Below are 20,906 nucleotides of genomic sequence, written 5' to 3'. Positions count from 1 at the left end.
AGGCAGGGGATCGGCCTTCAGGCCCCTCGAATGTGTCGAAAACCAAGTTGCCTGACGCCGATCGTTCGCGAACCGGTCGCCGGATCGCGAACAATGCGCAGGCGATGTGGGGCATCGGTGCCACGAACCGGGCAAATCCTTCCCCCGCCATGGCTCCGCCACAGTCCCGGCGAGGTGCAGCCGCATTGCGCGAATACCTCATTAACCATGATGAACGAAGACCCATGGGAATGAGCAGAATGCCTCTCGCGCGCAGATACAGATTACCGAGCCTGACCACGGCCCTGTTCGGCTTTGTCACCCTCTTTGCCATCGTGGGGTTCGGGGCGATGACCCTCGTGGCCGATCGCCGGCTCGAGAACGTGGCAAGCGCGGTGCAGTCGGAATCGGTCTATCTGCGCGGCGAGGCGCTGCGCATGAACCTGTCCAAGGCCCTCGACCGGGAATGGAACTCGGTCAACGCCGTGGCGGGCACGCTGCGGATGAATGCGATCCGCGTGGCGCGGCCCCGCCTCATCGCCATCTCGCGCATATCGAACTCCATCGCATGGGCCGGGATCGCCGATGCCAGCGGCCGTCTGGTGGCCAGTTCGCATGACGAACTCGAAGGGCAGGACGTGTCGCGCGCCACATGGTTCCGCCGCGGCCTCGCCGGCAGCCACATCGGCACGGCCCCGGCCGGTGACCCGCTGGGCCGCCTCGTGCCGAGCGACGCGGCCGGCGAGGGCCCGGTCAAGTTCGTCGACCTTTCTGTGGCGATCCGCGACGACGAGGACCGGGTCGAGGGCGTGCTGATCTACCGTCTCAACGCCGGCTGGATCCAGAACTATCTCGTCGAATCCGCGCGCGTGCTCGATCTCGACCTGTTCCTCGTCGACGGTCGTGGCCGGGTGCTCTTTGACTATGTCCAGTCGGTGCCCGGCGGGCTGTCGGACCGCGCGGCGCAGGTCGTGGCCTCGGGACAGCAGGGCATCTTCCGGGTCGAGCACGACGACAAGCACGACGTGTTCCTCGCCCTGCTGCCCAAGCTGGTGACCGACGGGATGGCGTCGCTCGACTGGCGGCTGGTGGCGCGGGTTCCGACGCGGATCACCGGGCTCGGCCTCGGGCCTTTCATGCTGTCGCGCGACATCGTCGCCCTGCTGCTCGGCTCGCTACTGGCCCTCCTGCTCGGCACCGCCCTGTTCAGCCGCTATTTCCTGAGGCCGCTGCAAACCCTGTCGCGCGAGGCCGAGGCCATCGCCGAGGGGCGCGACATCTATCCCGCCGAACAGCGCAGCAGCCGCGAGGCGGAGATCCTTTCCTCGGCGATCGTCCGGATACAGAAGGTCTGAGCCCGGCTACCCCGAGAGATGCACACGGGTCACGCGCCGACGCCCAAGCGCCCCGCGCGACCCACCGTCACGATTGATCCGACCCACCCCCCTTGCCGACACAGGTGAGACCATCCCCGCTGCCGACCACGCTGCCGCAACAAGGAATGCCCCATGCGTCTCACCCGTCTCTTCATCGGCCTCGCGCTGATCCTCGTCTCGGTCTGGGTGATCGTCGGGGAGCAGATGGGCGGGGCCAGCGCCAACGCCATGGTCAATGCCCGTCTCACCACGCTGCGCGCGCCGCTGGCCGGGCGGATCACCATGCCCGACCTCGCCTTCGGCGCCACCGTGCGCGAGGGCGAGGAGCTGGCCTCGGTGGTCGATTTCTCGGTCGACCGGATCCGCCTCGACGATCTCGTGCTGGAATGGCAGCACGCGCAGGGCGAGCGCGACCGGCTGATCGACGTGATGACCGAAACCCGGCAGATGATGGAGTCGCTCTCGGTGCGCGCGGCGCGCTTCGAGCGCGGCAAGATCCGTCAGGTCGAGGTGCGGCTGCGCCACGCCCGCGCCCGGCTGGCGATGCTCGAGGAGCGGGCCGCGACCCCGCCCGCGCGCCTCGCTTCGCTCGAGCCCGAGATCCTGCTCGACGGCATGGCGTCCCGGCTGCGGCGCGACACCGCGCCCGTTGCCGCCCCGGCGGCCCCGGTGCCACAGACGCCCGTCGATCTGGCGCTGGCGATCGAGCTGGCGCGCGAGCAGGTCGGCGTGTTGGAGGCCGCGATCGCCTCGGCGCGCGACGGCGTGTTCCTCGCCGATGGCTACAATGACAGCCCCTATGCCGGGCAGCGGCTCTACGAGCTTCAGACGCGTTACGACGCGCTCGAAGCCGAGCATCGCGGTCAGCTCCGGGCGGTGCGCGATCTCGCGGCGCGGGTCACGCAGGAGCGGCTGAGCGTCAATCGGCGCGCCGAGGCGCCGCTCGCGGCGAACGTGAGCGGCCAGCTTTGGGAGGTGCTCGCGGGGGATGGCGAGCAGGTGGAGCGCGGACAGGACGTGCTGCGACTGCTCGATTGCGACCACGTCCTCGTCACCGCCTCGGTGAGCGAGAGCGTTTATAACGGGCTGCGGCAAGGCGACGCGGCGAAGTTCCGGATGTCGGGCAGCGGCGAGGTCTTCGACGCGACGGTCGAACGGCTCGCGGGCGCGGGGGCGGCCACGATCTACCGCAACCTCGCCGTGGCGCCGGGCCAGAAGCATCTCGAACGCTATGACGTCGCCGTCTCGGTGCCGGGCCTCGCGCGGTCGGAGGCGGGCGCTTGCCCGGTGGGCCGGACCGGCCGGGTCTTCTTCGAGGGCCGTCCGCTCGACCGGCTGCGTGGCCTGCTGTGATCGCGCTGCATCCCTGGCTCAGCGAAACCCAGAAAAGCTTCGCGCTGATGCTGCTGGCGCTGGGGGTGGTGGTGCTGTTGCCTCTGGTGGTCGACACGCGCAGGACGGTGCATCGGGTCGTCCTGCTCCTTGGCGTGATCGCGCTCGCGCTGCGCTATATCTGGTGGCGCGGCACCGAAACGCTGGCCCCGGTCGGGTTCGACCTCGACTTCGCCGCAAGCGGCACGCTCTACCTGCTCGAACTCGTGGCGATCCTGAGTTCGATCAACGCCGCTGTGCTGCTGATGCGCCGCCGCAACCGCCACGACGAGGCGACCGAGAACGCCGAATGGTGGGCGCCCGGACCGCCGCCGAAGGTGGCGGTGATGATCGCTACCTACAACGAGGAGCGCGAGGTGCTCGAGCGCAGCATCGTCGGGGCCATCTCGGTCGATTGGCCCGATGTCGAGGTGCTGGTGCTCGATGACGGGCGGCGCGACTGGCTTGCGACCTTCTGTGCGAAACACAGCGTGCGCCACGTCACCCGCTCCGACAACAGCCATGCCAAGGCGGGCAACATCAACCATGCGCTCGCGCTCCTCGAGGCCGAGGGGAACGCGCCCGATTTCTTTGCGGTGCTTGATGCCGATTTCGTGCCGCACCGGGATTTCCTGACCCGCTGCGTGGCGCTGTTCCACGACCATAGCGTCGGCCTCGTGCAGACGCCCCAGCACTTCTTCAACGCCGACCCGATCCAGCACAATCTCGGCCTGTCGCGCTCCTACCCTGACGAGCAGCGCTTCTTCTTCGATCACATCCAGCCCGCGCGCGATGGCTGGGGCGTGGCGATCTGCTGCGGCACCAGCTCGGTGATGCGCTGGAGCGCGCTGCGCGAGATCGGCGGCTTTCCGACCGACAGCGTCACCGAGGATTACCTGCTCAGCCTGACCCTGCAGGAGCGGGGTCTCTCGACTGCCTATCTGAACGAGCCGCTGACCGAAGGCCTCGCGGCCGAAGGGGTGGGCGAATACGTCACGCAGCGCGCGCGCTGGTGCCTCGGGCTGATGCAGATCGTGCGTGGTCGTCTCGGCCCCTTTGCCCGCAACGGTTTGCGGCTGCGCGACCGCTGGAGCGTGTTCGACACGCTGCTCTATTGGCTTGGCAGCTTTCCCTTCCGCTTCGCCGGGCTGGCCTTTCCGCTGCTCTACTGGTTCTTCGGCACGATCGTCGTCGATGCCCGCGTGCCCGACGTCCTGGCCTATTTCGGCGCTTATTACGTGGTCTCGCTCGGGGTGATGAACCTGCTGTCGCGCGGCACAGTCATCCCGGTGCTGCATGATGTGAGCCAGATCGTCGGGGCGGTTCCGATCATGCGCGCGGCGGTCCACGGGCTTCTGCGCCCCAAGGGTCACAAGTTCAAGGTCACTGCCAAGGGTGGCGACCGCAGCCGCGTCGTGGTGCAATGGCGGTTGATGATGCCGTATCTGGTGCTGATGGGGCTTTCGGTCGCGGGGCTCTGGATCGGCAGCGCCTTCGACAGCCTTGCCCATTACGACGCGGGCGACGGCAAAATGGTGGTGCTGTTCTGGACGTTCTACAACCTCTTCGTGCTGTCCCTGACCATCCTTGCCTGCATCGAGCTGCCGCGCCAGGAACGCCACATCGCCGATGCGCCCGAGCGGGCGGCGTTTTCGGCGGGCGCGCATTCCGACCAGATCTGGTTGGCCTCGCTGACGCAGGATTCAGCGCGGATTCGCGGTCGGACCTACCCCGTGGGGATGCGCGGCATGCTGCATATCCCGCAGATCGGCGCGGTCGAGGCCACGGTGATCGCGCCCACGGATGACGGCGCGCGGCTGCACTTGTCGCCCAGCCCCGAGATGCACCACGCGATGCTGCGCCGCTTTTACACCCAAGGGTCCGCGCCCGGCGTGGTCGAGGTGCATTTGGGCCAGCTCATCAGCGACATCGCGCGCCGCCTCAGCTTCAGCAGGGACGCATGAGCGCGCGGGATCTCAACCGCCGCGCCTGCCTCGTTGGGCTGGCCGGTGCGACCGGCCTCGCGGGGCTGGCGCCGGTGCGGGCGCTGGCGCTGGCGCCGGGCTTTGCCGGTTGGGAGGATTGGCGCGCCCGGTTTCTGACGCCCGAAGGGCGGGTGATCGACGACTATCAGGGCGACATCAGCCATTCCGAGGGGCAGGCCTGGGGGCTTTTGTTCGCGGTGGCGGCGAATGACTGGCCCGCCTTCGACGCGATCCGGGGCTGGACCAATGCCTTTCTGGCGGTGCGGCAGGACCCGCTTCTTGCTTGGCGCTTCGTGCCGGGCGAAGCGTGGGAGACGCGCGACTACAACAATGCCAGCGACGGCGACCTATTCTATGCCTGGGCCCTGCTGCGCGGCGGGCGGCAGTTCTCGGACCCAGACGCGCTGGCGCAGGCCGAGCGGATCGCGCGCGGGCTGATCGAGATCTGCGTCGCCGAGGACCCGCGCCGTTCGGGGCGGCTGCAGCTTCTGCCGGGCGCGGAGCATTTCCGCCATGACGGGGGCCTCACGCTCAACCCCTCCTACATCATGCCGCGGGCGCTGCACGAGCTTGCCGCCGCCTTCGATCTGCCGATCCTCGCGCAGGTCGCCGAGGATGGCGCGGCGCTGCTCGAGGAGGTCGCCGCCGAGGGGCTGCCGCCCGACTGGCTCGGCCTCGATGGCGGCGGCTGGTCTGCAGCGGAGGGCGACAAGGGGCGCTTCGGCTATGACGCGATCCGGGTGCCGCTCTATCTGATCTGGTCGGGACGGGCCGGGCACCCGATGGTGCGGCAGGTGGCGCAGCTCTGGTCGCAGGGCGGGGAGGGCACGGCTGTTCGGGCCGGGCGGGACGGGCAGATCCTGCACCGCGACCCCTCGCCGGGCTACGCGGCACTGGCCCGTACCGTGCGATTGGCCACCGCGCCCGAAAAGGTCATCGCTTCGGTCTCGACGCAGGCGGCCCGACAGGGCTACTACCCGGCAACCCTCGGCCTGCTGGCCGAACTCGTGGCGCATGATATCGGCATACCCGATACGTGATCTGCCCAGACCGGAGACCTTGCCGATGCGCCTGCCGAGCCTGACCGCCCTTGCCCTTTGCCTGAGCACAGGTTTCGCGCGCGCCGATGGCGAATACCTGCAATTCGACCTCGGCCCGACCGACGGGACCGCCGTGGGCAGCCTCGAGCGCGACGGCATTTCCACCGGCTTCGTCTGGTCGCGCCATACGGATGGCGGCTCGATCGGCGTCTCGACGACCTTGTCGCGCGCTGTCGCGATCGGGGGCCGGGCGGTCACGCTGCGCTATGGTCCGGCGCTGCGCTTTGACGGCGATCCGGAGATCGGCGCCAAGCTGGTGGCCGAAAGCTACATCCCTACCGATTGGGGCGGCGTCTTCCTGATCGGCGAGATCGGCAGCATCGACCTGTCCTATTTCTCCATGATCGAGGCCAGCCGCAGCGCCGGGGGGATCTCCTTTGCCGCCGTGGCGACGGGCGATGATGACGGCTATTCCGAGCGCAGCCTCGTTCTGGCCAAGCGGCTGGGGCAATCCGACTGGCGGCTCCGGCTGGGCTACCGGCTGGAGGCGCGGGAGCTGTTTCTCGGCGCGGCGCTCAATACCTTCTGAGACGCGGGACCGCTCCTGTCTCAGCCGCGCAGGGCCGGCAGGCCGATGCCGGTGGCCTCGAAGCCGCCATCCGCGGCCACGACCTGACCGGTGACATAGCTCGCCCGGTCCGAGCAGAGGAACACGATCACTTCGGCGATCTCGGCTTCGGTGCCATAGCGGTTGAGCGGCATCGCGTCGTGATAGGCGGCGCGGATCTGCGGGGAGTGCACCGCCAGCGCCAGCTTGGTGTCGACCGGGCCGGGGGCCACGCAGTTGGCGCGGATGCCGTGTTCGCCCAGCTCCACGGCCTGCTGCTTGGTGAGATGGATCACCGCCGCCTTCGAGGTGCCATAGGCGACGCGCAGCGTGCTGGCGCGCAGTCCCGAGATCGAGGCGATGTTGACGATCGCCCCGCGCGTCGCGCACAGATCCGCCAGAAGCTCCTGCGACACGAGGAACACCGCGTCGAGATTGGTTTCCATGACCCGCCGCCAGCGGGCGAAATCGGTCTCGGCTATGGGGCCGAAATCGGCGACGCCGGCATTGTTGACCAGCGCGTCGACGCGGCCCAGCCCGTCGCGCACCGAACTGGCCATCCGCGTCACGTCCTCGGGCCGCGACACGTCGCAGACGACCGGCAGCACGGCGTCGCCGAAATGCGCCGCGGCCTCGCGCAGCGCCTCTTCGTCGCGGTCGATCATCGCGACGCGGCGGCCCTCTTCGACGAAGAGCCGGGTGGTGGCGAGGCCGATGCCGCGCGCGGCGCCGGTCACGAGGGCGGTCTTGGGGGTCATGATCGTCTCTCCCATCAGTTCAGCAATCGCGCGAGGCCCAGCGACAGCCCCGGCACGGCGGCGATCACGACAAGACCCAGCAGGCTCGCCCCGAGGAACGGCAGCGCACCGCGCGCGATCCGCTCGATCGGCAGTCGGGTGACGTTGGCGGCGACATAGAGGTTGATGCCGACGGGCGGCGTGATCAACCCGATCGCTAAGTTGACCATCACCACGACGCCGAACCAGACGGGGTCCCAGCCCAGTTCGCGCATCACCGGCAGGAAGATGGGCAGCGACACGAACATCACCGTCACCGGGTCCATGAACATCCCCGCCACCAGGAGGATTGCCATGATCACCGCGAGGACCACCCATTCGTTGCCGCTGATCCCCAGAAGCGCCGTGGAGTAGCTGCCGACCAGATCCTCGACCGTGACGACCCAGCCGAACAGGCTCGCATAGGCGACGACCAGCATCACGACGGCCGATGAGGCGGCCGCGTCCGCGAGCGCGTCGTAAAGGCCGCGCAGGCTCAGCGTGCGGTAGATCAGACCGCCCACGGCCAGCGCATAGACCGTGGCGACCAGCGCCGCCTCGGTGGGCGTGAAGACGCCCGAATAGATGCCGCCTAGGATCACCACCGGCGTCATCAGCCCCCAGAAGCTGTCGCGAAACGCCGACCAGAGGCGGCGGCCATAGGGCCGCGCCGCGTCAGGCGCGGGCGCGAGGGCGGCGAGCGCGGGGCTGTGGGCGGGCGCGCCCGCGCGGTTCGCCAGCGGCAGCACCGCCAGCATGGCCAGACCCATCACCAGACCCGGCAGGATGGCGGCGATGAACAGCCGCGAGATCGAGGTCTCGGCGATGACGCCGTAGATCACCAGCCCGATCGAGGGCGGGATCACGATCGACAGGGCGGCGCCGGTGCAGACGAGACCGGCGGCATAGGCGCGCGGATAGCCGTCCTCCTCCATGCCCTTGATGATCATCGGGCCGATGGCGGCGACCGAAGCCGGACCCGAGCCGCTCACCGCGCCCCAGAACAGGCAGACCACCGTGCCGACCACCCCCATGCCGCCGGGGGTCGAGCCGATCAGCACCCGAAAGAACCGGATCATCCTCTCGGCGATGCCGAGCGATCCCATCAGCGTGCCCGCGAGGATGAAGAAGGGAATGGCGAGCAGCGAATACTTGGTGATGCCGGTGGCGATCAGGTCGCCCGCCAGATCGAAGCCGAAGCCGATGCGCCACATCGCGTACATCGCCGAGAGCCCGAGCGCGAAGGCCACCGGCACCCGCAGCGCCATCAGCCCGAAAAAGGCCAGCACCATCTGGCTTCCCGCCGAAAGGCCGAAGATCTCAGACATCGGGGATCGACCCGCGATCCGGCGCGCCGCGCAGGGTGGCGAATGCATGTTGCAGGTAGCGCAGCAGCACCAGCGCAAAGCCGAAGGGCACCGCGGCCTGATAGTACCACGCGGGCAGGCCGAGCGCGTAGGAGCGCATGCCGTTGCCCCACAAATTCGCCAGCACCTGCCAAGAGAACCACGCCGACATCGCCAGGAGCAGCGCCGACAACGCCAGCGACAGCACGAACACCGCGCGCCCCAAAGGCCGCGGCAGAGCGTCGGCCACCAGAGTCACCGCCAGATGCTCGCCGCGCCGCGCCGCGATGGCCGCACCGAAGATGGTGAGCAGCAGAAAACCGTTGGTCAGCAGCTCTTCGGTCGCGGCGAGCGAATAGTTCGTGCCGTAGCGCACCACCACATTGGCAAAGCCAAGCAGCGTCATGGCGAGGAAGATCGCGGCGCAGACGATCTTCTCCGCGTCGCGCAGGATGAAGCCCAACATGCGGCTCTCCGAAGGGTCTGGACGGGACGGGCGGTCTGGGTGGGGCGGCGTGGGGCCGCCCCGACGGTCGGGTCACTGGGCCGTGGCGATGGCGTCCTTGAAGGCGGCGACGATCTCGGGGCCGACCTTTTCGGACCACTGGTCGAAGGCAGGCTGGGTCGCCTCGCGGAAGGCGGCGAGCTCGGCCTCGGTGGGCTCGTAGACCTCCATGCCCTTGTCGCGCAGAAAGGCGATGCCTTCCTCGGTGCTCTGGCGGGTGATCTCGCGCTGGTAGCTCATCGCCTCTTCGGCGGCGGCGCGGATCTGCTCTTGGGTGTCGGCGTCGTAGCTGTCCCACTTGGCCTTGGAGATGCCGAGGAAGATCGGGTCGTAGGAGTAGTGCCACGCGGTCAGGTGGTCCTGCACCTCGTAGACCTGCTGCGGGATGATCACCGCGCCGATCGGGTTTTCCTGCCCGTCGACCACGCCCTGCTGCAGCGCGGTCAGCGTCTCGCCCCATTGCATCTGCTGCGGGTTGGCGCCGAGCGCGTTCATCACGTCGATATACATCGGCCCGGCGACGCGCATGTTGAGGCCCTTCATGTCCTCGGGCGACTTGATCGGGCGGACCGAATTGGTCACCTCGCGAAACCCGTTCTCGCCCCAGGCGAGGACCTCGATGCCCTTGTCGCGCAGGATGTCTTCGAGCATGTCGGCGGCGGGGCCTTGGGTGGTCGCGTCGACCTGCGCGTAATCGGCATAGAGATAGGGCAGCGAGAACACCGCCATCTCGGGCACCAGAGGTGTCACGTTGATCGCCGAAGTCACCACGAGATCGAGCGCGCCGCGCCCGACCATCTCGGCCTGCCGCATCTGGTCGCCGCCCGAAAGCTGGGCGTTGGGAAAGACCCGCGCGTCGATCTCGCCGCCCGTCTTTTCGGAGAGAAGCTCGGCGAAACGCTCGGCGCCTTTGTGCCAGGTCGTGGTGTCGCCGGTGTTATGCGACAGCCGCAGCGTTTCGGCAAAGGCGGCCCCGCTCATCAGGCCCCCGGCCACGATCGACGCCACGGTGAGCGCGCCCAGCTTTGCGAATGTCATGCGATTCCTCCCCTATATGATGCGGACCCGAAGGCCTCGCCGCTCCTCCCCGAGCGGTGCGTTCCACATCATGGAGCAAATTACGCCGCATCGAACAAGTAGAACTTGCCAAAAACATGCGGCGCGCCTGAACATGGCGGGCAGGAGGAGATCGTTTTGGGAGAGGCGAGAAGGGCCGAGGTCCACATCGTGGAAGGGCAGGGCAGCGGCGGCGCGCAGAGCGTGGACCGTGCGCTCGGGCTCTTGCGTCTCGTCGGGCGGCAGCCGGAAGAGGGGGTGCCGCTTTCGGCGCTGGTGGCGATGAGCGGGCTCAACAAGCCGACGGTGCGGCGGCTGATGCTGGCGCTGATCCGGGCGGGGATGATTGAGCAGGAAACGGGCCGGCGGCGCTACAGGCTCGGGCAGGAGAGCTATGTTCTGGGCACCCTCGCGGCGGTGCGCCATGGTCTTGCGGAAATGGCGGGCGACGCGCTGGCGGATCTGGCGCGCGACAGCGGCGACACCGCCTTCTTGTCGGTGCGGCGCGGCGATGCGGCGGTCTGCCTGCAGCGCGAGGAGGGGGCCTATCCGATCCGCACCCATGCCCTGATGCCCGGCGCGCGGCATCCGTTGGGCGTCGGCGCGGGGTCGCTGGCGATGCTCGCGGCGCTGCCGCCGGGCGAGGCCGAGGCGGTGCTCGAGGCGAACCGCGAGGTGCTCGCGCGCGATTACCCGGCCCTGCCGCCCGAGCGGCTGCGCGAACTCGCGGCGCGGGCCCGCGAGGCGGGGTACGCTCTCAATCCCGGCCTCGTCTTTCCCGACAGCTGGGGCATCGGCGTGGCGCTGCGCCGCCCCGATGGCGGCGTCGCGGGCGCGGTGTCGATCGCCGCCGTGGCCGGGCGGATGCAGCCGCCCCGCTCGGAGGCGTTCGCGCCGCTCCTGACGGCGGCGGCGGCACGGATCGAGGCACGGCTGGCGCGCGCCTATGCGACCGCACCGCAATCAGAAGGATCGGGGCAATGAACGCGACACCTTGGCCGAACATGACGCCGGTTTCAGACAGGGTGATGAACCTGTCGCAGCTTCTGGGCGAGACCGCGCGGCGGCACGGCGCGGCGGTGGGTTTCGTCTGGGGCGAGGCGCGCTGGAGCTTTTGCGAGATGGAGGCGCGCTCGGCCGCCTTCGCGCAGGCGCTGCTGCACGAGTTCGGGGTGCGGCCGGGCGACCGGCTCCTCGTGCAGTCGGCCAATTGCAACCAGATGTTCGAGGCGATGTTCGCCTGCTGGCGCGTCGGCGCGGTCTGGGTGCCCGCCAATTTCCGGCAGTCGCCGGAGGAGGTCGCATGGCTGGCGCGGGCCTCTGGCGCGCGCGGGCTGATCTGCGGCGCGGGGTTCGCCGATCACGCTGCCGCCTGCGAGGCCGAGTTCACCGTGGCGATCGGCGCGGCCCCGTTCGCGCCCGATTACGAGGCGCTGGTGGCGCGGCACGCTGGGCACGCGCCGACCCCGGTCGCGGTGGGGCGCGATACGCCCGCGTGGTTCTTCTTCACCTCCGGCACCACGGGGCGACCCAAGGCGGCGGTGCTGACACATGGCCAGCTTGCCTTCGTGATCAACAACCATCTGTGCGACCTGATGCCCGGCACCACCGAAGCGGACGCCTCGCTCGTCGTGGCGCCGCTGTCGCACGGGGCGGGCATCCACCAGTTGAGCCAGGTGGCGCGCGGCGTGAAGACGATCCTGCCCGTGGGCGAGACGTTCGACCCCGAGGAGATCTGGCGGCTGGTCGCGAAATGGCGCGTCACCAACGCCTTCACGGTGCCGACCATCGTCAAGATGCTGGTCGAACACCCCGCCATCGCGGCGCATGACCATTCCTCGCTGCGCCATCTGGTCTATGCGGGCGCGCCGATGTACCGCGCCGACCAGATCCGGGCGATCGAGGCGTTGGGTCCGGTGCTGGTGCAGTATTTCGGCCTTGGCGAGGTGACGGGCAACATCACCGTGCTGCCGCCCGCGCATCACCATGCCGATGACGGGGCCATGCGGATCGGCACCTGCGGTTTCGCACGCACCGGCATGCAGGTGCAGGTGCAGGACGCGGCGGGCCGGGCCTGCGCGCCGCACGAGACGGGGGAGATCGCGGTGATCGGCCCGGCGGTCTTCGCGGGCTATTTCGACAACCCGGAGGCCAACGCCAAGGCGTTCCGCGACGGTTGGTTCCTCACCGGCGATCTGGGCCATATGGACGAAGAGGGGTTTCTCTACCTCACGGGCCGGGCCTCGGACATGTACATCTCGGGCGGCTCGAACATCCATCCGCGCGAGATCGAGGAAAAGATCCTCATGCATCCCGACATCTCGGAGGTGGCGGTGCTCGGCGTACCCGACCCGGTCTGGGGCGAGGTCGGCCTCGCGGTCTGCGTGAGCCGAGGCGGGGCAGGGTGCGACGAGGCGGCGCTGCTGGCGTGGCTGGCGACGCGGATCGCGCGCTACAAGCTGCCGCGCCGGGTGGTGTTCTGGGATCGGATGCCGAAATCCGGCTATGGCAAGATCACCAAGAAGATGATCCGCGAGGCCCTCGTCGCGCACGGCGAGATCGCCCCGTGATCACGCGATGATCGAACCGCCCCGCCATCCCGGCCCGCCGCGCGCCCTGCGCATCGCGAGCCATGCCTGCCGGGCACATCCGCTGCGGCTGCGGCTGCGCGCGGGGCTTCCCTTCGACCGGGCGGTGGCCGAGGCCTTTGCGGAGCAGGGGTTCGAGGCGGGGTATCTGCGGCTGCGCGATGTCGGCATGGCGCGGATCGACTATGTCCGCCCCGCCCCCGCCCCCGCCCCCGGTCATGGGCCGGTGGCATGGTACAGTGCGACCCGGCGGCTCGCACCGGCCCGGATAGCGGAGGCGGGCGTGCATCTGGGCCGCCGCGGCGGCACGCCTTTCGTGCATGGTCATGGGCTGTGGCGCGGGGCCGATGAGGATGCCGTGCGGATGGGGCACCTGCTCGGCTCCGAATGCCACCTCGACGCGGAGGTCGAGGCCGAGGGCTGGGGGCTGCGCGGTGCCATGTTTTCGGTCGAGGCCGATGCCGAAACGGGGTTCTCGCTCTTTGCGCCGCAGGGCGTGGCCGATCCGAAGGACGGTCTGGCGAACGAACCGGCGGGCGGGCTGCCCACGGTGCTCTGCGCGCTCAGACCGCATGTCGATCTGCATGCGGGTCTTGCCGAGGCGGCCGCGCGGCACGGGTTGCAGCGGGCGCGGATCGAGGGGTTGGGCAGCCTGGTAGGGGCCACTTTCGCCGACGCCACTGACCTCGACAGCCTCGCCACCGAGATGCTGGTGACGCAAGGCGAGATGCAGGCGGGGCGCGCGCGCATCTCGGCGGCCGCCATCGGTTTCGACGGCGGCCCGTCGCGGGGCCTCCTGCGCGAGGGCGGCAATGCGATCTGCGTCACCGGTGAACTGCTGTTGATCGGGGGCTGAGGCTCGACGCGATAAGGTCGGCCCGGGCCACCGACCGGCCATATTGCGCTCGCGCAATCCATGTTGACGACGCACCATTTGCCCCACTAACCTTTCTTCATGGCCCCGATCCGGGCCATCCCGCGGGCCGGGCGTCTTGGACAGCATGGTGGGGCACGCAACCCATGCGCTTTTCAAGGGGGGAGTCCATGGGACCGTTTCCGCATGATGCGCCGAAGGCCGAGATCAACGAGCAGAACAGGGCGGGGACCGACGGGTTCGAGTTCGTCGAGTTCGCCCATCCCGAGCGGGGCCGGCTCGAGACCTTGTTCGAAAGCATGGGCTACGAGGAGGTGGCCCGGCACAAGACCAAGGACATCTCGCTCTACCGGCAGGGCGGGATCAACTATCTCGTCAACCGCGAACCGGGCAGCCATGCCGCCAGCTTCGTCGAGCGACACGGCCCCTGCGCGCCCGCGATGGCGTGGCGCGTGGTCGATGCGACGCACGCTTTGAAATGCGCGCTCGATTACGGAGCCGAGGAATATACCGGCCCGGGCAAATCGCTCGACGTGCCCGCGGTGATCGGCATCGGCGGCTCGCTTTTGTATTTCGTCGAGACCTATGGCGAAGGGGGCTCGTGCTACGAGGAGGAGTACACGTGGCTGGGCGAACGCGATCCCCGGCCCGAGGGTGCGGGGTTCTACTATCTTGACCATCTCACCCACAACGTCGCGCGCGGCAACATGTCGACATGGTACGACTTCTACGCCAAGGCCTTCAATTTCCGCGAGATCCGCTTCTTCGACATCAAGGGCAGGCAGACCGGCCTGACGAGCCGGGCGCTGACCTCGCCCGACGGCAAGATCCGCATCCCGATCAACGAAAGCGCCGACGAGAACAGCCAGATCGAGGAGTACCTGCGCGCCTACAAGGGCGAGGGGATCCAGCACATCGCCGTCGGCACCGAAGACATCTATGCGGCCACCGACCGGATCGCTGAAAAGGGCATCGCCTTCATGCCGCCGCCGCCCGCGACCTATTACGAGATGAGCCACGACCGCGTCACCGGCCATCAGGAGCCGATCGACGGTCTGAAGAAACACGGCATCCTGATCGACGGCGAAGGCGTGGTCGATGGCGGCACCACGCGGATCCTGCTGCAGGTCTTTTCCAAGACGGTGATCGGGCCGATCTTCTTCGAATTCATCCAGCGCAAGGGCGATGACGGTTTCGGCGAAGGCAACTTCAAGGCGCTGTTCGAGTCGATCGAGGCCGACCAGATCCAACGCGGCGTTCTCAAGGCCGAGGCCTGAGCCATGGACGCCCCCGAGGAGGATATCGTCATCGCCCGGAGCCGGGCGCGCTACAACGAGGGCTACATGCCCGGCTTCGGCAATGATTTCGAAACCGAGGCCATCGAGGGCGCGCTGCCGATCGGGCAGAACTCGCCGCAGCGCTGCCCTTACGGACTTTATGCCGAGCAACTGTCCGGCACGCCCTTCACCGCGCCACGCGCCTCGAACGAACGGACGTGGCTCTACCGGATGCGGCCCTCGGTGCGGCACATCGCCCGGATGCGACGGATCGACCTGCCGCTGTTCCGCTCGGCTCCCACGCCCGACGAAAGCGGCCTGCCGCTGGCCCCGATGCGCTGGGACCCGGCGCCGATCCCCGAGGATGCGGGCACATGGCTTGAGGGCATGCGCAGCATCGCCACCGGCGGCGACGTGCTGACCCAGACGGGCTTTGCGATCCACACCTATGCCGTCACCGAAAGCATGGAGACCGAAGCCTTTTACAACGCCGATGGCGAGATGCTGGTGGTGCCCGAGATCGGCAGGCTGCGCTTCTTCACCGAGATGGGCGTGATCGACATCGCTCCGGGCGAGATCGCGGTGCTGCCGCGCGGCCTCAAGTACAAGGTGCTCCTGAACGGCGACGCCAAGTGCCGCGGCTATGTCTGCGAGAATTACGGCGGGGCCTTTTCGGTGCCCGAACGCGGTCCGATCGGCGCGAACTGCCTCGCCAATCCGCGCGATTTTCTAACCCCCGTCGCGGCCTATGAGCGCCGCGACGGCACGTGCCACGGTCTGACCGTGAAGTGGTGCGGCCAGTTCCACCGCTGCGAGATCGATCACAGCCCGCTCGACGTGGTGGCTTGGCACGGCAATTACGCGCCCTACAAGTACAATCTGCGGCATTACTCGCCGGTGGGGCCGATCCTGAACGACCACGCCGATCCGTCGATCTTCACCGTGCTGACCGCCCCCAGCGGCGAGCCGGGCACCGCAAATATCGACTTCGTGATCTTCCCGCCGCGCTGGCTGGTGGCCGAGAACTCGTTCCGGCCGCCATGGTATCACATGAACATCATGTCCGAGTTCATGGGGCTGATCGAAGGGGTCTATGATGCCAAGCCGGAGGGCTTCGTGCCGGGGGGCATGTCGATCCACAACATGATGCTGCCGCACGGACCCGATGCAGAGGCGTTCTACAAGGCCTCGCTCAAGGATCTGGGTCCGGAGCGGCTCACCAACACCATGGCCTTCATGTTCGAGACCCGCTTTCCGCAGCAGGTGACGCGCCATGCCGCGGGGCTGTCGACGCTGCAGGCGGGCTATCCCAAGGTCTGGGCCTCGCTGCGCAACCATTTCGACCCCGAGCGCCGCGACTGGCGGGGCGAATGACCGGGCGAAACGCCACCCACGACCCCGCCCGCCGCAGCTGGGTCGAGAGCGCCAACGCCAAGGGCACGGATTTCCCGATCCAGAACCTGCCTTACGGCGTGTTCTCCGAAGGCGGTGGGCCGCGCCGGGTCGGCGTGGCGATCGGCGAGATGATCCTCGATCTCACCGCCACCGAGGCGGCGGGTCTCCTACGGCCCGCAGAACCGCCGGTCTTCGACGGTGGCACGCTCAACGCGCTGATGGCGCTCGGGCCCGACGAGTGGTCGCGCGTCCGCGCGGCGGTGGCGGACCTGCTTGATGCCAAGGCGGGCCCGCGCGCCGACCTGGTGCTGCTGCGGCAGGACGCGGTGCGGATGCACCTGCCGGTCTACCTGCGCGGCTTCACCGATTTCTATGCCTCGAAGGAGCACGCGACCAATGTCGGCGCGATGTTCCGCGACCCCGAAAACGCCCTCTTGCCGAACTGGTCGCATATCCCGATCGGCTATAACGGGCGCGCCTCGACGGTGGTGGTCTCGGGCACCGGCATCCGCCGCCCGCTGGGCCAGATCAAGGGACCGGAGGACGTGGCGCCGCGCCTGGCCCCCACCGCCCGGCTCGACCTCGAGCTGGAGTTGGGCACCCTCGTCGGCACGCCATCGCGGATGGGCCAGCCGGTAACGGTGGCGCAGGCGCAGGAGATGATCTTCGGCTTCGTGCTGCTCAACGACTGGTCGGCGCGGGACGTGCAGCTTTGGGAATACCAGCCGCTCGGTCCGTTTCAGGCCAAGGCTTTCGGCACCACGATCGGCCCATGGATCGTCACGCGCGAGGCGCTGGAGCCCTACCGGGTACCGACACCGGACCGGGCGACGCCGCTGTTGCCCTATCTGCGCGAGCCGATGGACTGCAATTACGACATCGATCTGGCCATCGACCTCGCCCCCGCGGGCGGCGCGGCGCGGACGGTCAGCCACAGCAACGCCCGGCATCTCTACTACGCCCCGGCGCAGCAGCTGGTCCATCACGCGATCTCGGGCTGCGCCATGGAGACGGGCGATCTCTTGGGGTCCGGCACGATCTCGGGTCCGACCCACGACAGTTGCGGCTCGCTTCTGGAGTTGACGCGAAATGGCCGCGAGCCGCTCGATCTCGACGGGGTGCGGCGCGGATTTCTGGAGGATGGCGACACGGTGCGCCTGCGCGGCTGGTGCAAGGGGGCGGTGCGGATCGGTTTTGGCACGTGCGAGGGAACGATCCTGCCCGCCCCCGAGCCGCCTGTTTGAGCCGGTCGGCCTATGCGCCGGTCGCGGGGCCGTTGTCGAGTTTCGGATCTGGAACGACACCGGCAGGGTGACGATCTTGTCGGGGGCGCAGTTGGCTCCGGCAAGCTGGCGCAGCAGCAGCCCCGCCGCCTGCGCGCCGATCTGAAGCCGGTCCTGCCGCACGGTGGTGAGCGGCGGGATCATGAACTCGGCCGTCTGGATGTCGTCGAAGCCGATCAGCGACAGGTCTTCGGGCACCCGCAGCCCGCGCGCATGAAGCGCCGAGGCAAGGCCGATGGCGAGCTAGTTCGAGGCGCAGATCACAGCCGTGGGGCGGCGCGGCAGCGCCACGAACGCGGCCGCCACGCGCCTGGCCTCGAGCGAGAAGTCCCCCGATCCGAAACGCGCCTCGGGCAGCACCAGCCCATGCGCGGCCAGCGCCCAGGCCACACCGGCGCGGCGCTCGGTGTCGAGCACGTTGCCTTCGGGGCCGCAAAGATAGGCGATGTCGCGGTGCTCAAGTTCCGCGGATGGTGCCCCACCGACTGGTGTAAGAGCGCCGACTTTCGGAGAGGTCCAAGCCTGATCAGGAGGCCACGGCGGGCAACCTGATGCCGGGCTGACGATCCGCCCGCCGTCACGGACCTTCCCTGACCGGGTAGCCTCGCTCGATGACCTGCGCGACCGCGTCCCGCTTGAACTCGTCGCTGAACCTGCTGCTGCTCATCATGGCCTTTTTGTCTCAAAACCAGCTAAGAAGGCGTCCACGAACCACAGGGCTAATCACCCGAAAATTCATCGCAGATCAAACCGCAACCGCCCGAATGTCCGGTGAGACGGCGACAGGACCAGTCGGGGATAGGATCGCCGGCTCGGGAAACCTTCGCAAAGCGAACACCTCATCCGGCGCGGAAGAGACCAACATAAACATGGCTCTCATAAGATGGTTCCGGTTCTGCACCGTTTCGTACGCGAAACACTTTGATGAGATTCAGGGGCCTAATCGCTAGTCCCCTGAGACGTTAGGTAATAACAGTTAACGAATTGTAAATTTTGCAGGCTGACATGCTTCACGCTCCCACCCTTCGGCCCGGTCCTGTTCACAGTCCAAAATGTGCCAGCGTCACCAGTGCCGATATGCTCGAAGGCGTGGCGACTTTTCCCCGAGCGACCTTGTCGAGCGACCTGCCCGAATTGGCGTCGCGGCGCTGCGATGGAGGAGGCGAGCACATCGTGCGGCACCCTCGGTTGGGCGACATTCACCTGGCGCATCTTCCCTTGCAGATCCTGAGAGACAACTTCCCGGCTACCTGGGCGCTGATACTCTCCGGCCCGAGCTTTGCGGTCGTTCACGATCCGCGAGCCTGTTTCATATCAGCACTCATCCAACGGTTGCAAGAGTTCAAGGGGTACGAAGCCACCGACATCCACCCCGAGGATCTGCAGCGCGAAGCAATCGAGGTGGTGAAACGGCTCGACACGCGCGACGCCTTCGTCGATCTCGAACATATCAACTTCATGCGGCAGTCCGACCATGTCGATCTTGATGACCATCGCGTTGTCACCGCCGTCTTTCCGATCGAGCGTCTCGACGCACTCTGGTCGCGGCTTGGCGAGACATTCGGTCTGAACGACCAGACGACCGCGTGGGCAGGTGCAAGCCTGGCCTCACATGGCCGCTTGCGTGGCGTACACCGTCGTTTGGCCTCGACTTACCGGCGCGTCGTGTCTGAACCCGCCCGTCAACGCATTTTTATGCTGTCGAAGCGGGTCGGCCCGCTCCGGGGGGTGTCAAACGCCTTTGCCAGCCTATCTTTTGGAGAGGATGTGGAGCGGTTCATTAAGACGTTCTACGCCAAGGATATGGAAATTCACCGTGCGGCGCTCGCCGAGTGGGGCCCGTAAGATGATCTCCTTCTTTCAGCCTGTAGGGCAGGCGGACCCATTAAGAGCCAGCGCCGATGCCCGAAACCCGGGCAGTCCTGAGCCCGAGGACATCCCCGTCACGCCCTTGGCCGAGGTCGAAGCCGCGCTCACGCTCAGGGGGCGCGGCGGTTTGTTCGTCGATTTCGATGAAACATTGCTGCTCGACAATTCCACGGCCGCCTACCTTCGAAGCCTGCGGCCACGTATGTTGGCTTGGTTCATCCTGAAGCTCATCACCCTGTCTCGCGTCTGGCTGCTCTTTCCCGGCGATCGCAGGAAGCACGTCTATCACGACTGGCTCAGGGTCGTGATCCCGACGATCCTGATGCCGTGGAGCCTGCCGCTGTGGCGCTGGCACCATGCCCCGCGCATCGCCCGCGAGAGTGCGAACACGCCTCTGATCAACCTTTTGAAGCAACCCGCCAATCGCCCGACCGCCGTCGTGTCGCTCGGGTTCGGGGCGGTGGTCCGACCATTGCACGACCGGCTGCTCCCCGGTGTTCCCCTTGTCTGCGGAACCTTCCTGGGCGGCTTTCGGCTTCGATCGACCGGCAAGCGCAAACATCTTGAGCAGGCATTCGGCAAGGGGGCCGTGGCGGGTTCGACGGTGATCACCAACAGCGAGAACGACCGGGATCTTCTTGATGCCTGCGCCGTTCCGGTCGTTGCGGCCTGGTCCGATGCGCGCGTTGCCGCGCCATTCGCCGACCTCTACATCCCTTTCCGCTATATGGAGAGGGCCAAGCGTCCGGGACAGCGCTACCTGCTGAACGGCGTCATCAAATATGACATCGTGGCCATCGTGCTGGCCTATGCCTGGGATATGCCGCAGCCCGTGCTTGCCGCGTTGGGCTTGGCTTTGATCCATCTTGCCGTGTTCGCGGTCTACGAAGCCGGTTACGTCGATAACGACGTCTCGGGCTCGAAATGGGAAAAGCGTCCGACACTTCATTCGGGCTACGAAGATCACGCCCGCCGGTTCAGCGTCGTCGGTGCGTTCGCCGTGGCTATCGCGGTCTCGGTCTTGGGCGCGGTGCTTTTGAACATCGCCGAGGTCCAAGGCTCGCTGCCGCTCATCGCACTCGCGAAGGTCGTTGTTGTCGATGTGGCCCTCATCGGAGGTCTCTTTGGCGCGATCTTCCTGTTTTTCCGGATCTTCAACCGCAGCGCGCCAGATAGCCGGTCCGTCCTCTATCCCCTGTTGCAGACCCTTCGGCTTGGCATCTACGGCGTGCTGGCATCGGCCACGCCGAGCGGGGCGGCGTTGATCGCCGCGATCTGTCTCGGGCGTTGGTATCCCTACATGATCTACCGCGTGGCGAATGTGCGACCGGAAGGGCCGACCTTTCTTCTGGTTCTCGTCACCTTCCTATTGATCATGGCCTTCATCACGCCCATCGCCCCTGCATCCGTTCTTACCATACAATTCGGCGTCATTCTCGCATGGCTCACTTTCAGGGCACGTCGAGCCATCCTTGCCTATGTCAAGGAGTACCGGCTGGTTGACGGTCGGGGCCGACACAATTGAACCGGCAGCGCATCGACCCTATCCGGCCTCTCCGGTCCATTCCGTCGTAGTGGC

At 67.6% G+C, this 20,906-nt stretch carries 17 protein-coding genes and 2 pseudogenes; 13 read left to right on the top strand and 6 right to left on the bottom strand.

Translation table 11 applies throughout. From position 1 onward, the window contains the following. Positions 1 to 230: 230 nt before the first annotated feature. From ACJASC_RS08685 to ACJASC_RS08665, 5 genes are all read left to right on the top strand, one after another. Positions 231 to 1,334: a cache domain-containing protein gene (locus ACJASC_RS08685; protein ID WP_158497392.1), complete on the top strand. Its 1,104-nt coding sequence runs from the start codon at positions 231 to 233 to the stop codon at positions 1,332 to 1,334. A gap of 153 nt (positions 1,335 to 1,487) precedes the next feature. Beyond that, the gene (locus ACJASC_RS08680; RefSeq protein ID WP_415145243.1) at positions 1,488 to 2,708 is read left to right on the top strand and encodes an HlyD family efflux transporter periplasmic adaptor subunit; all 1,221 of its coding nucleotides are present in this window, start codon (positions 1,488 to 1,490) and stop codon (positions 2,706 to 2,708) included. Further along, the gene (locus ACJASC_RS08675) at positions 2,705 to 4,690 is read left to right on the top strand and encodes a glycosyltransferase (RefSeq protein WP_415145241.1); all 1,986 of its coding nucleotides are present in this window, start codon (positions 2,705 to 2,707) and stop codon (positions 4,688 to 4,690) included. Before ACJASC_RS08680 ends, ACJASC_RS08675 begins: the two co-directional genes overlap by 4 nt. Further along, positions 4,687 to 5,751: a glycosyl hydrolase family 8 gene (locus ACJASC_RS08670; RefSeq protein WP_415145239.1), complete on the top strand. Its 1,065-nt coding sequence runs from the start codon at positions 4,687 to 4,689 to the stop codon at positions 5,749 to 5,751. The genes ACJASC_RS08675 and ACJASC_RS08670 overlap by 4 nt, the downstream gene beginning before the upstream one ends. A 25-nt stretch (positions 5,752 to 5,776) precedes the next feature. Continuing rightward, positions 5,777 to 6,340, top strand: coding sequence for a hypothetical protein (locus ACJASC_RS08665; protein ID WP_415145237.1), 564 nt, complete (start codon positions 5,777 to 5,779; stop codon positions 6,338 to 6,340). Between the two features lie 20 nt (positions 6,341 to 6,360). On the opposite strand, the gene ACJASC_RS08660 is transcribed toward ACJASC_RS08665, so the two are convergent. From ACJASC_RS08660 to ACJASC_RS08645, 4 genes are all read right to left on the bottom strand, one after another. Further along, a complete protein-coding gene (locus ACJASC_RS08660) occupies positions 6,361 to 7,116 on the bottom strand; it encodes an SDR family NAD(P)-dependent oxidoreductase (RefSeq protein ID WP_415145332.1) in 756 nt (251 codons plus the stop codon). 14 nt (positions 7,117 to 7,130) lie between these two features. Then, positions 7,131 to 8,462, bottom strand: a complete 1,332-nt coding sequence (locus tag ACJASC_RS08655; RefSeq protein WP_415145236.1) for a TRAP transporter large permease — start codon at positions 8,460 to 8,462, stop codon at positions 7,131 to 7,133. Continuing rightward, positions 8,455 to 8,946, bottom strand: a complete 492-nt coding sequence (locus ACJASC_RS08650) for a TRAP transporter small permease (RefSeq protein ID WP_415145234.1) — start codon at positions 8,944 to 8,946, stop codon at positions 8,455 to 8,457. Before ACJASC_RS08650 ends, ACJASC_RS08655 begins: the two co-directional genes overlap by 8 nt. 72 nt (positions 8,947 to 9,018) lie before the next feature. Then, positions 9,019 to 10,023, bottom strand: coding sequence for a DctP family TRAP transporter solute-binding subunit (locus ACJASC_RS08645; RefSeq protein ID WP_415145232.1), 1,005 nt, complete (start codon positions 10,021 to 10,023; stop codon positions 9,019 to 9,021). 105 nt (positions 10,024 to 10,128) lie between these two features. On the opposite strand from ACJASC_RS08645, the gene ACJASC_RS08640 reads away from it, so the two are divergent. The 6 genes from ACJASC_RS08640 (at position 10,129) to fahA (ending at position 17,419) form a co-directional block, all read left to right on the top strand. Beyond that, on the top strand, positions 10,129 to 11,025 hold the full coding sequence (locus tag ACJASC_RS08640; protein ID WP_415145230.1) for an IclR family transcriptional regulator: 897 nt from the start codon (positions 10,129 to 10,131) through the stop codon (positions 11,023 to 11,025). Beyond that, positions 11,022 to 12,611 (top strand): acyl-CoA synthetase, encoded by a 1,590-nt coding sequence (locus tag ACJASC_RS08635; protein WP_415145228.1) that lies wholly within the window; start codon positions 11,022 to 11,024, stop codon positions 12,609 to 12,611. Before ACJASC_RS08640 ends, ACJASC_RS08635 begins: the two co-directional genes overlap by 4 nt. Positions 12,612 to 12,618: 7 nt before the next feature. Continuing rightward, positions 12,619 to 13,485 carry a hypothetical protein gene (locus ACJASC_RS08630; RefSeq protein WP_415145226.1) on the top strand — a complete coding sequence of 289 codons (867 nt, stop codon included), beginning with the start codon at positions 12,619 to 12,621 and terminating at the stop codon, positions 13,483 to 13,485. A gap of 188 nt (positions 13,486 to 13,673) precedes the next feature. After that, positions 13,674 to 14,780, top strand: coding sequence for a 4-hydroxyphenylpyruvate dioxygenase (hppD, locus tag ACJASC_RS08625; RefSeq protein WP_415145224.1), 1,107 nt, complete (start codon positions 13,674 to 13,676; stop codon positions 14,778 to 14,780). A 3-nt stretch (positions 14,781 to 14,783) separates the two neighbouring features. Further along, a complete protein-coding gene (gene hmgA, locus ACJASC_RS08620; protein WP_415145222.1) occupies positions 14,784 to 16,154 on the top strand; it encodes a homogentisate 1,2-dioxygenase in 1,371 nt (456 codons plus the stop codon). After that, on the top strand, positions 16,151 to 17,419 hold the full coding sequence (gene fahA, locus ACJASC_RS08615) for a fumarylacetoacetase (RefSeq protein WP_415145220.1): 1,269 nt from the start codon (positions 16,151 to 16,153) through the stop codon (positions 17,417 to 17,419). Before hmgA ends, fahA begins: the two co-directional genes overlap by 4 nt. Before the next feature lie 45 nt (positions 17,420 to 17,464). Here fahA and ACJASC_RS08610 read toward each other — a convergent pair. After that, a pseudogene (locus ACJASC_RS08610) lies at positions 17,465 to 18,025 on the bottom strand (substrate-binding domain-containing protein); the annotation flags it as partial. Between the two features lie 19 nt (positions 18,026 to 18,044). Beyond that, positions 18,045 to 18,128 (bottom strand): annotated as a pseudogene (locus ACJASC_RS08605) (transposase); the annotation flags it as partial. Between the two features lie 443 nt (positions 18,129 to 18,571). Between ACJASC_RS08605 and ACJASC_RS08600 the strand changes: the two are divergent. Both ACJASC_RS08600 and ACJASC_RS08595 read left to right on the top strand, forming a co-directional pair. Next, positions 18,572 to 19,303 carry a hypothetical protein gene (locus ACJASC_RS08600; protein WP_415145218.1) on the top strand — a complete coding sequence of 244 codons (732 nt, stop codon included), beginning with the start codon at positions 18,572 to 18,574 and terminating at the stop codon, positions 19,301 to 19,303. Between the two features lies 1 nt (position 19,304). Further along, positions 19,305 to 20,852, top strand: a complete 1,548-nt coding sequence (locus tag ACJASC_RS08595) for a hypothetical protein (protein ID WP_415145216.1) — start codon at positions 19,305 to 19,307, stop codon at positions 20,850 to 20,852. Positions 20,853 to 20,906: the final 54 nt, after the last annotated feature.

The organism is Limimaricola cinnabarinus, from assembly GCF_047631075.1.
GTDB classification, from domain to species: Bacteria; Pseudomonadota; Alphaproteobacteria; order Rhodobacterales; family Rhodobacteraceae; genus Limimaricola; species Limimaricola cinnabarinus.
The sequence above is the reverse complement of the archived record's forward strand: the minus strand, read 5'-3'. Positions and strand labels throughout refer to the sequence as shown.

Bases quoted from the DNA above. Each gene is read 5' to 3' on its own strand.
- ACJASC_RS08685 (WP_158497392.1), top strand. From the start codon at position 231: ATGAGCAGAATGCCTCTCGCGCGCAGATACAGATTACCGAGCCTGACC.
- ACJASC_RS08680 (WP_415145243.1), top strand. From the start codon at position 1,488: ATGCGTCTCACCCGTCTCTTCATCGGCCTCGCGCTGATCCTCGTCTCG.
- ACJASC_RS08670 (WP_415145239.1), top strand. From the start codon at position 4,687: ATGAGCGCGCGGGATCTCAACCGCCGCGCCTGCCTCGTTGGGCTGGCC.
- ACJASC_RS08665 (WP_415145237.1), top strand. From the start codon at position 5,777: ATGCGCCTGCCGAGCCTGACCGCCCTTGCCCTTTGCCTGAGCACAGGT.
- ACJASC_RS08660 (WP_415145332.1), bottom strand. From the start codon at position 7,116: ATGACCCCCAAGACCGCCCTCGTGACCGGCGCCGCGCGCGGCATCGGC.
- ACJASC_RS08655 (WP_415145236.1), bottom strand. From the start codon at position 8,462: ATGTCTGAGATCTTCGGCCTTTCGGCGGGAAGCCAGATGGTGCTGGCC.
- ACJASC_RS08650 (WP_415145234.1), bottom strand. From the start codon at position 8,946: ATGTTGGGCTTCATCCTGCGCGACGCGGAGAAGATCGTCTGCGCCGCG.
- ACJASC_RS08645 (WP_415145232.1), bottom strand. From the start codon at position 10,023: ATGACATTCGCAAAGCTGGGCGCGCTCACCGTGGCGTCGATCGTGGCC.
- ACJASC_RS08635 (WP_415145228.1), top strand. From the start codon at position 11,022: ATGAACGCGACACCTTGGCCGAACATGACGCCGGTTTCAGACAGGGTG.
- ACJASC_RS08630 (WP_415145226.1), top strand. From the start codon at position 12,619: ATGATCGAACCGCCCCGCCATCCCGGCCCGCCGCGCGCCCTGCGCATC.
- hppD (WP_415145224.1), top strand. From the start codon at position 13,674: ATGGGACCGTTTCCGCATGATGCGCCGAAGGCCGAGATCAACGAGCAG.
- hmgA (WP_415145222.1), top strand. From the start codon at position 14,784: ATGGACGCCCCCGAGGAGGATATCGTCATCGCCCGGAGCCGGGCGCGC.
- fahA (WP_415145220.1), top strand. From the start codon at position 16,151: ATGACCGGGCGAAACGCCACCCACGACCCCGCCCGCCGCAGCTGGGTC.
- ACJASC_RS08595 (WP_415145216.1), top strand. From the start codon at position 19,305: ATGATCTCCTTCTTTCAGCCTGTAGGGCAGGCGGACCCATTAAGAGCC.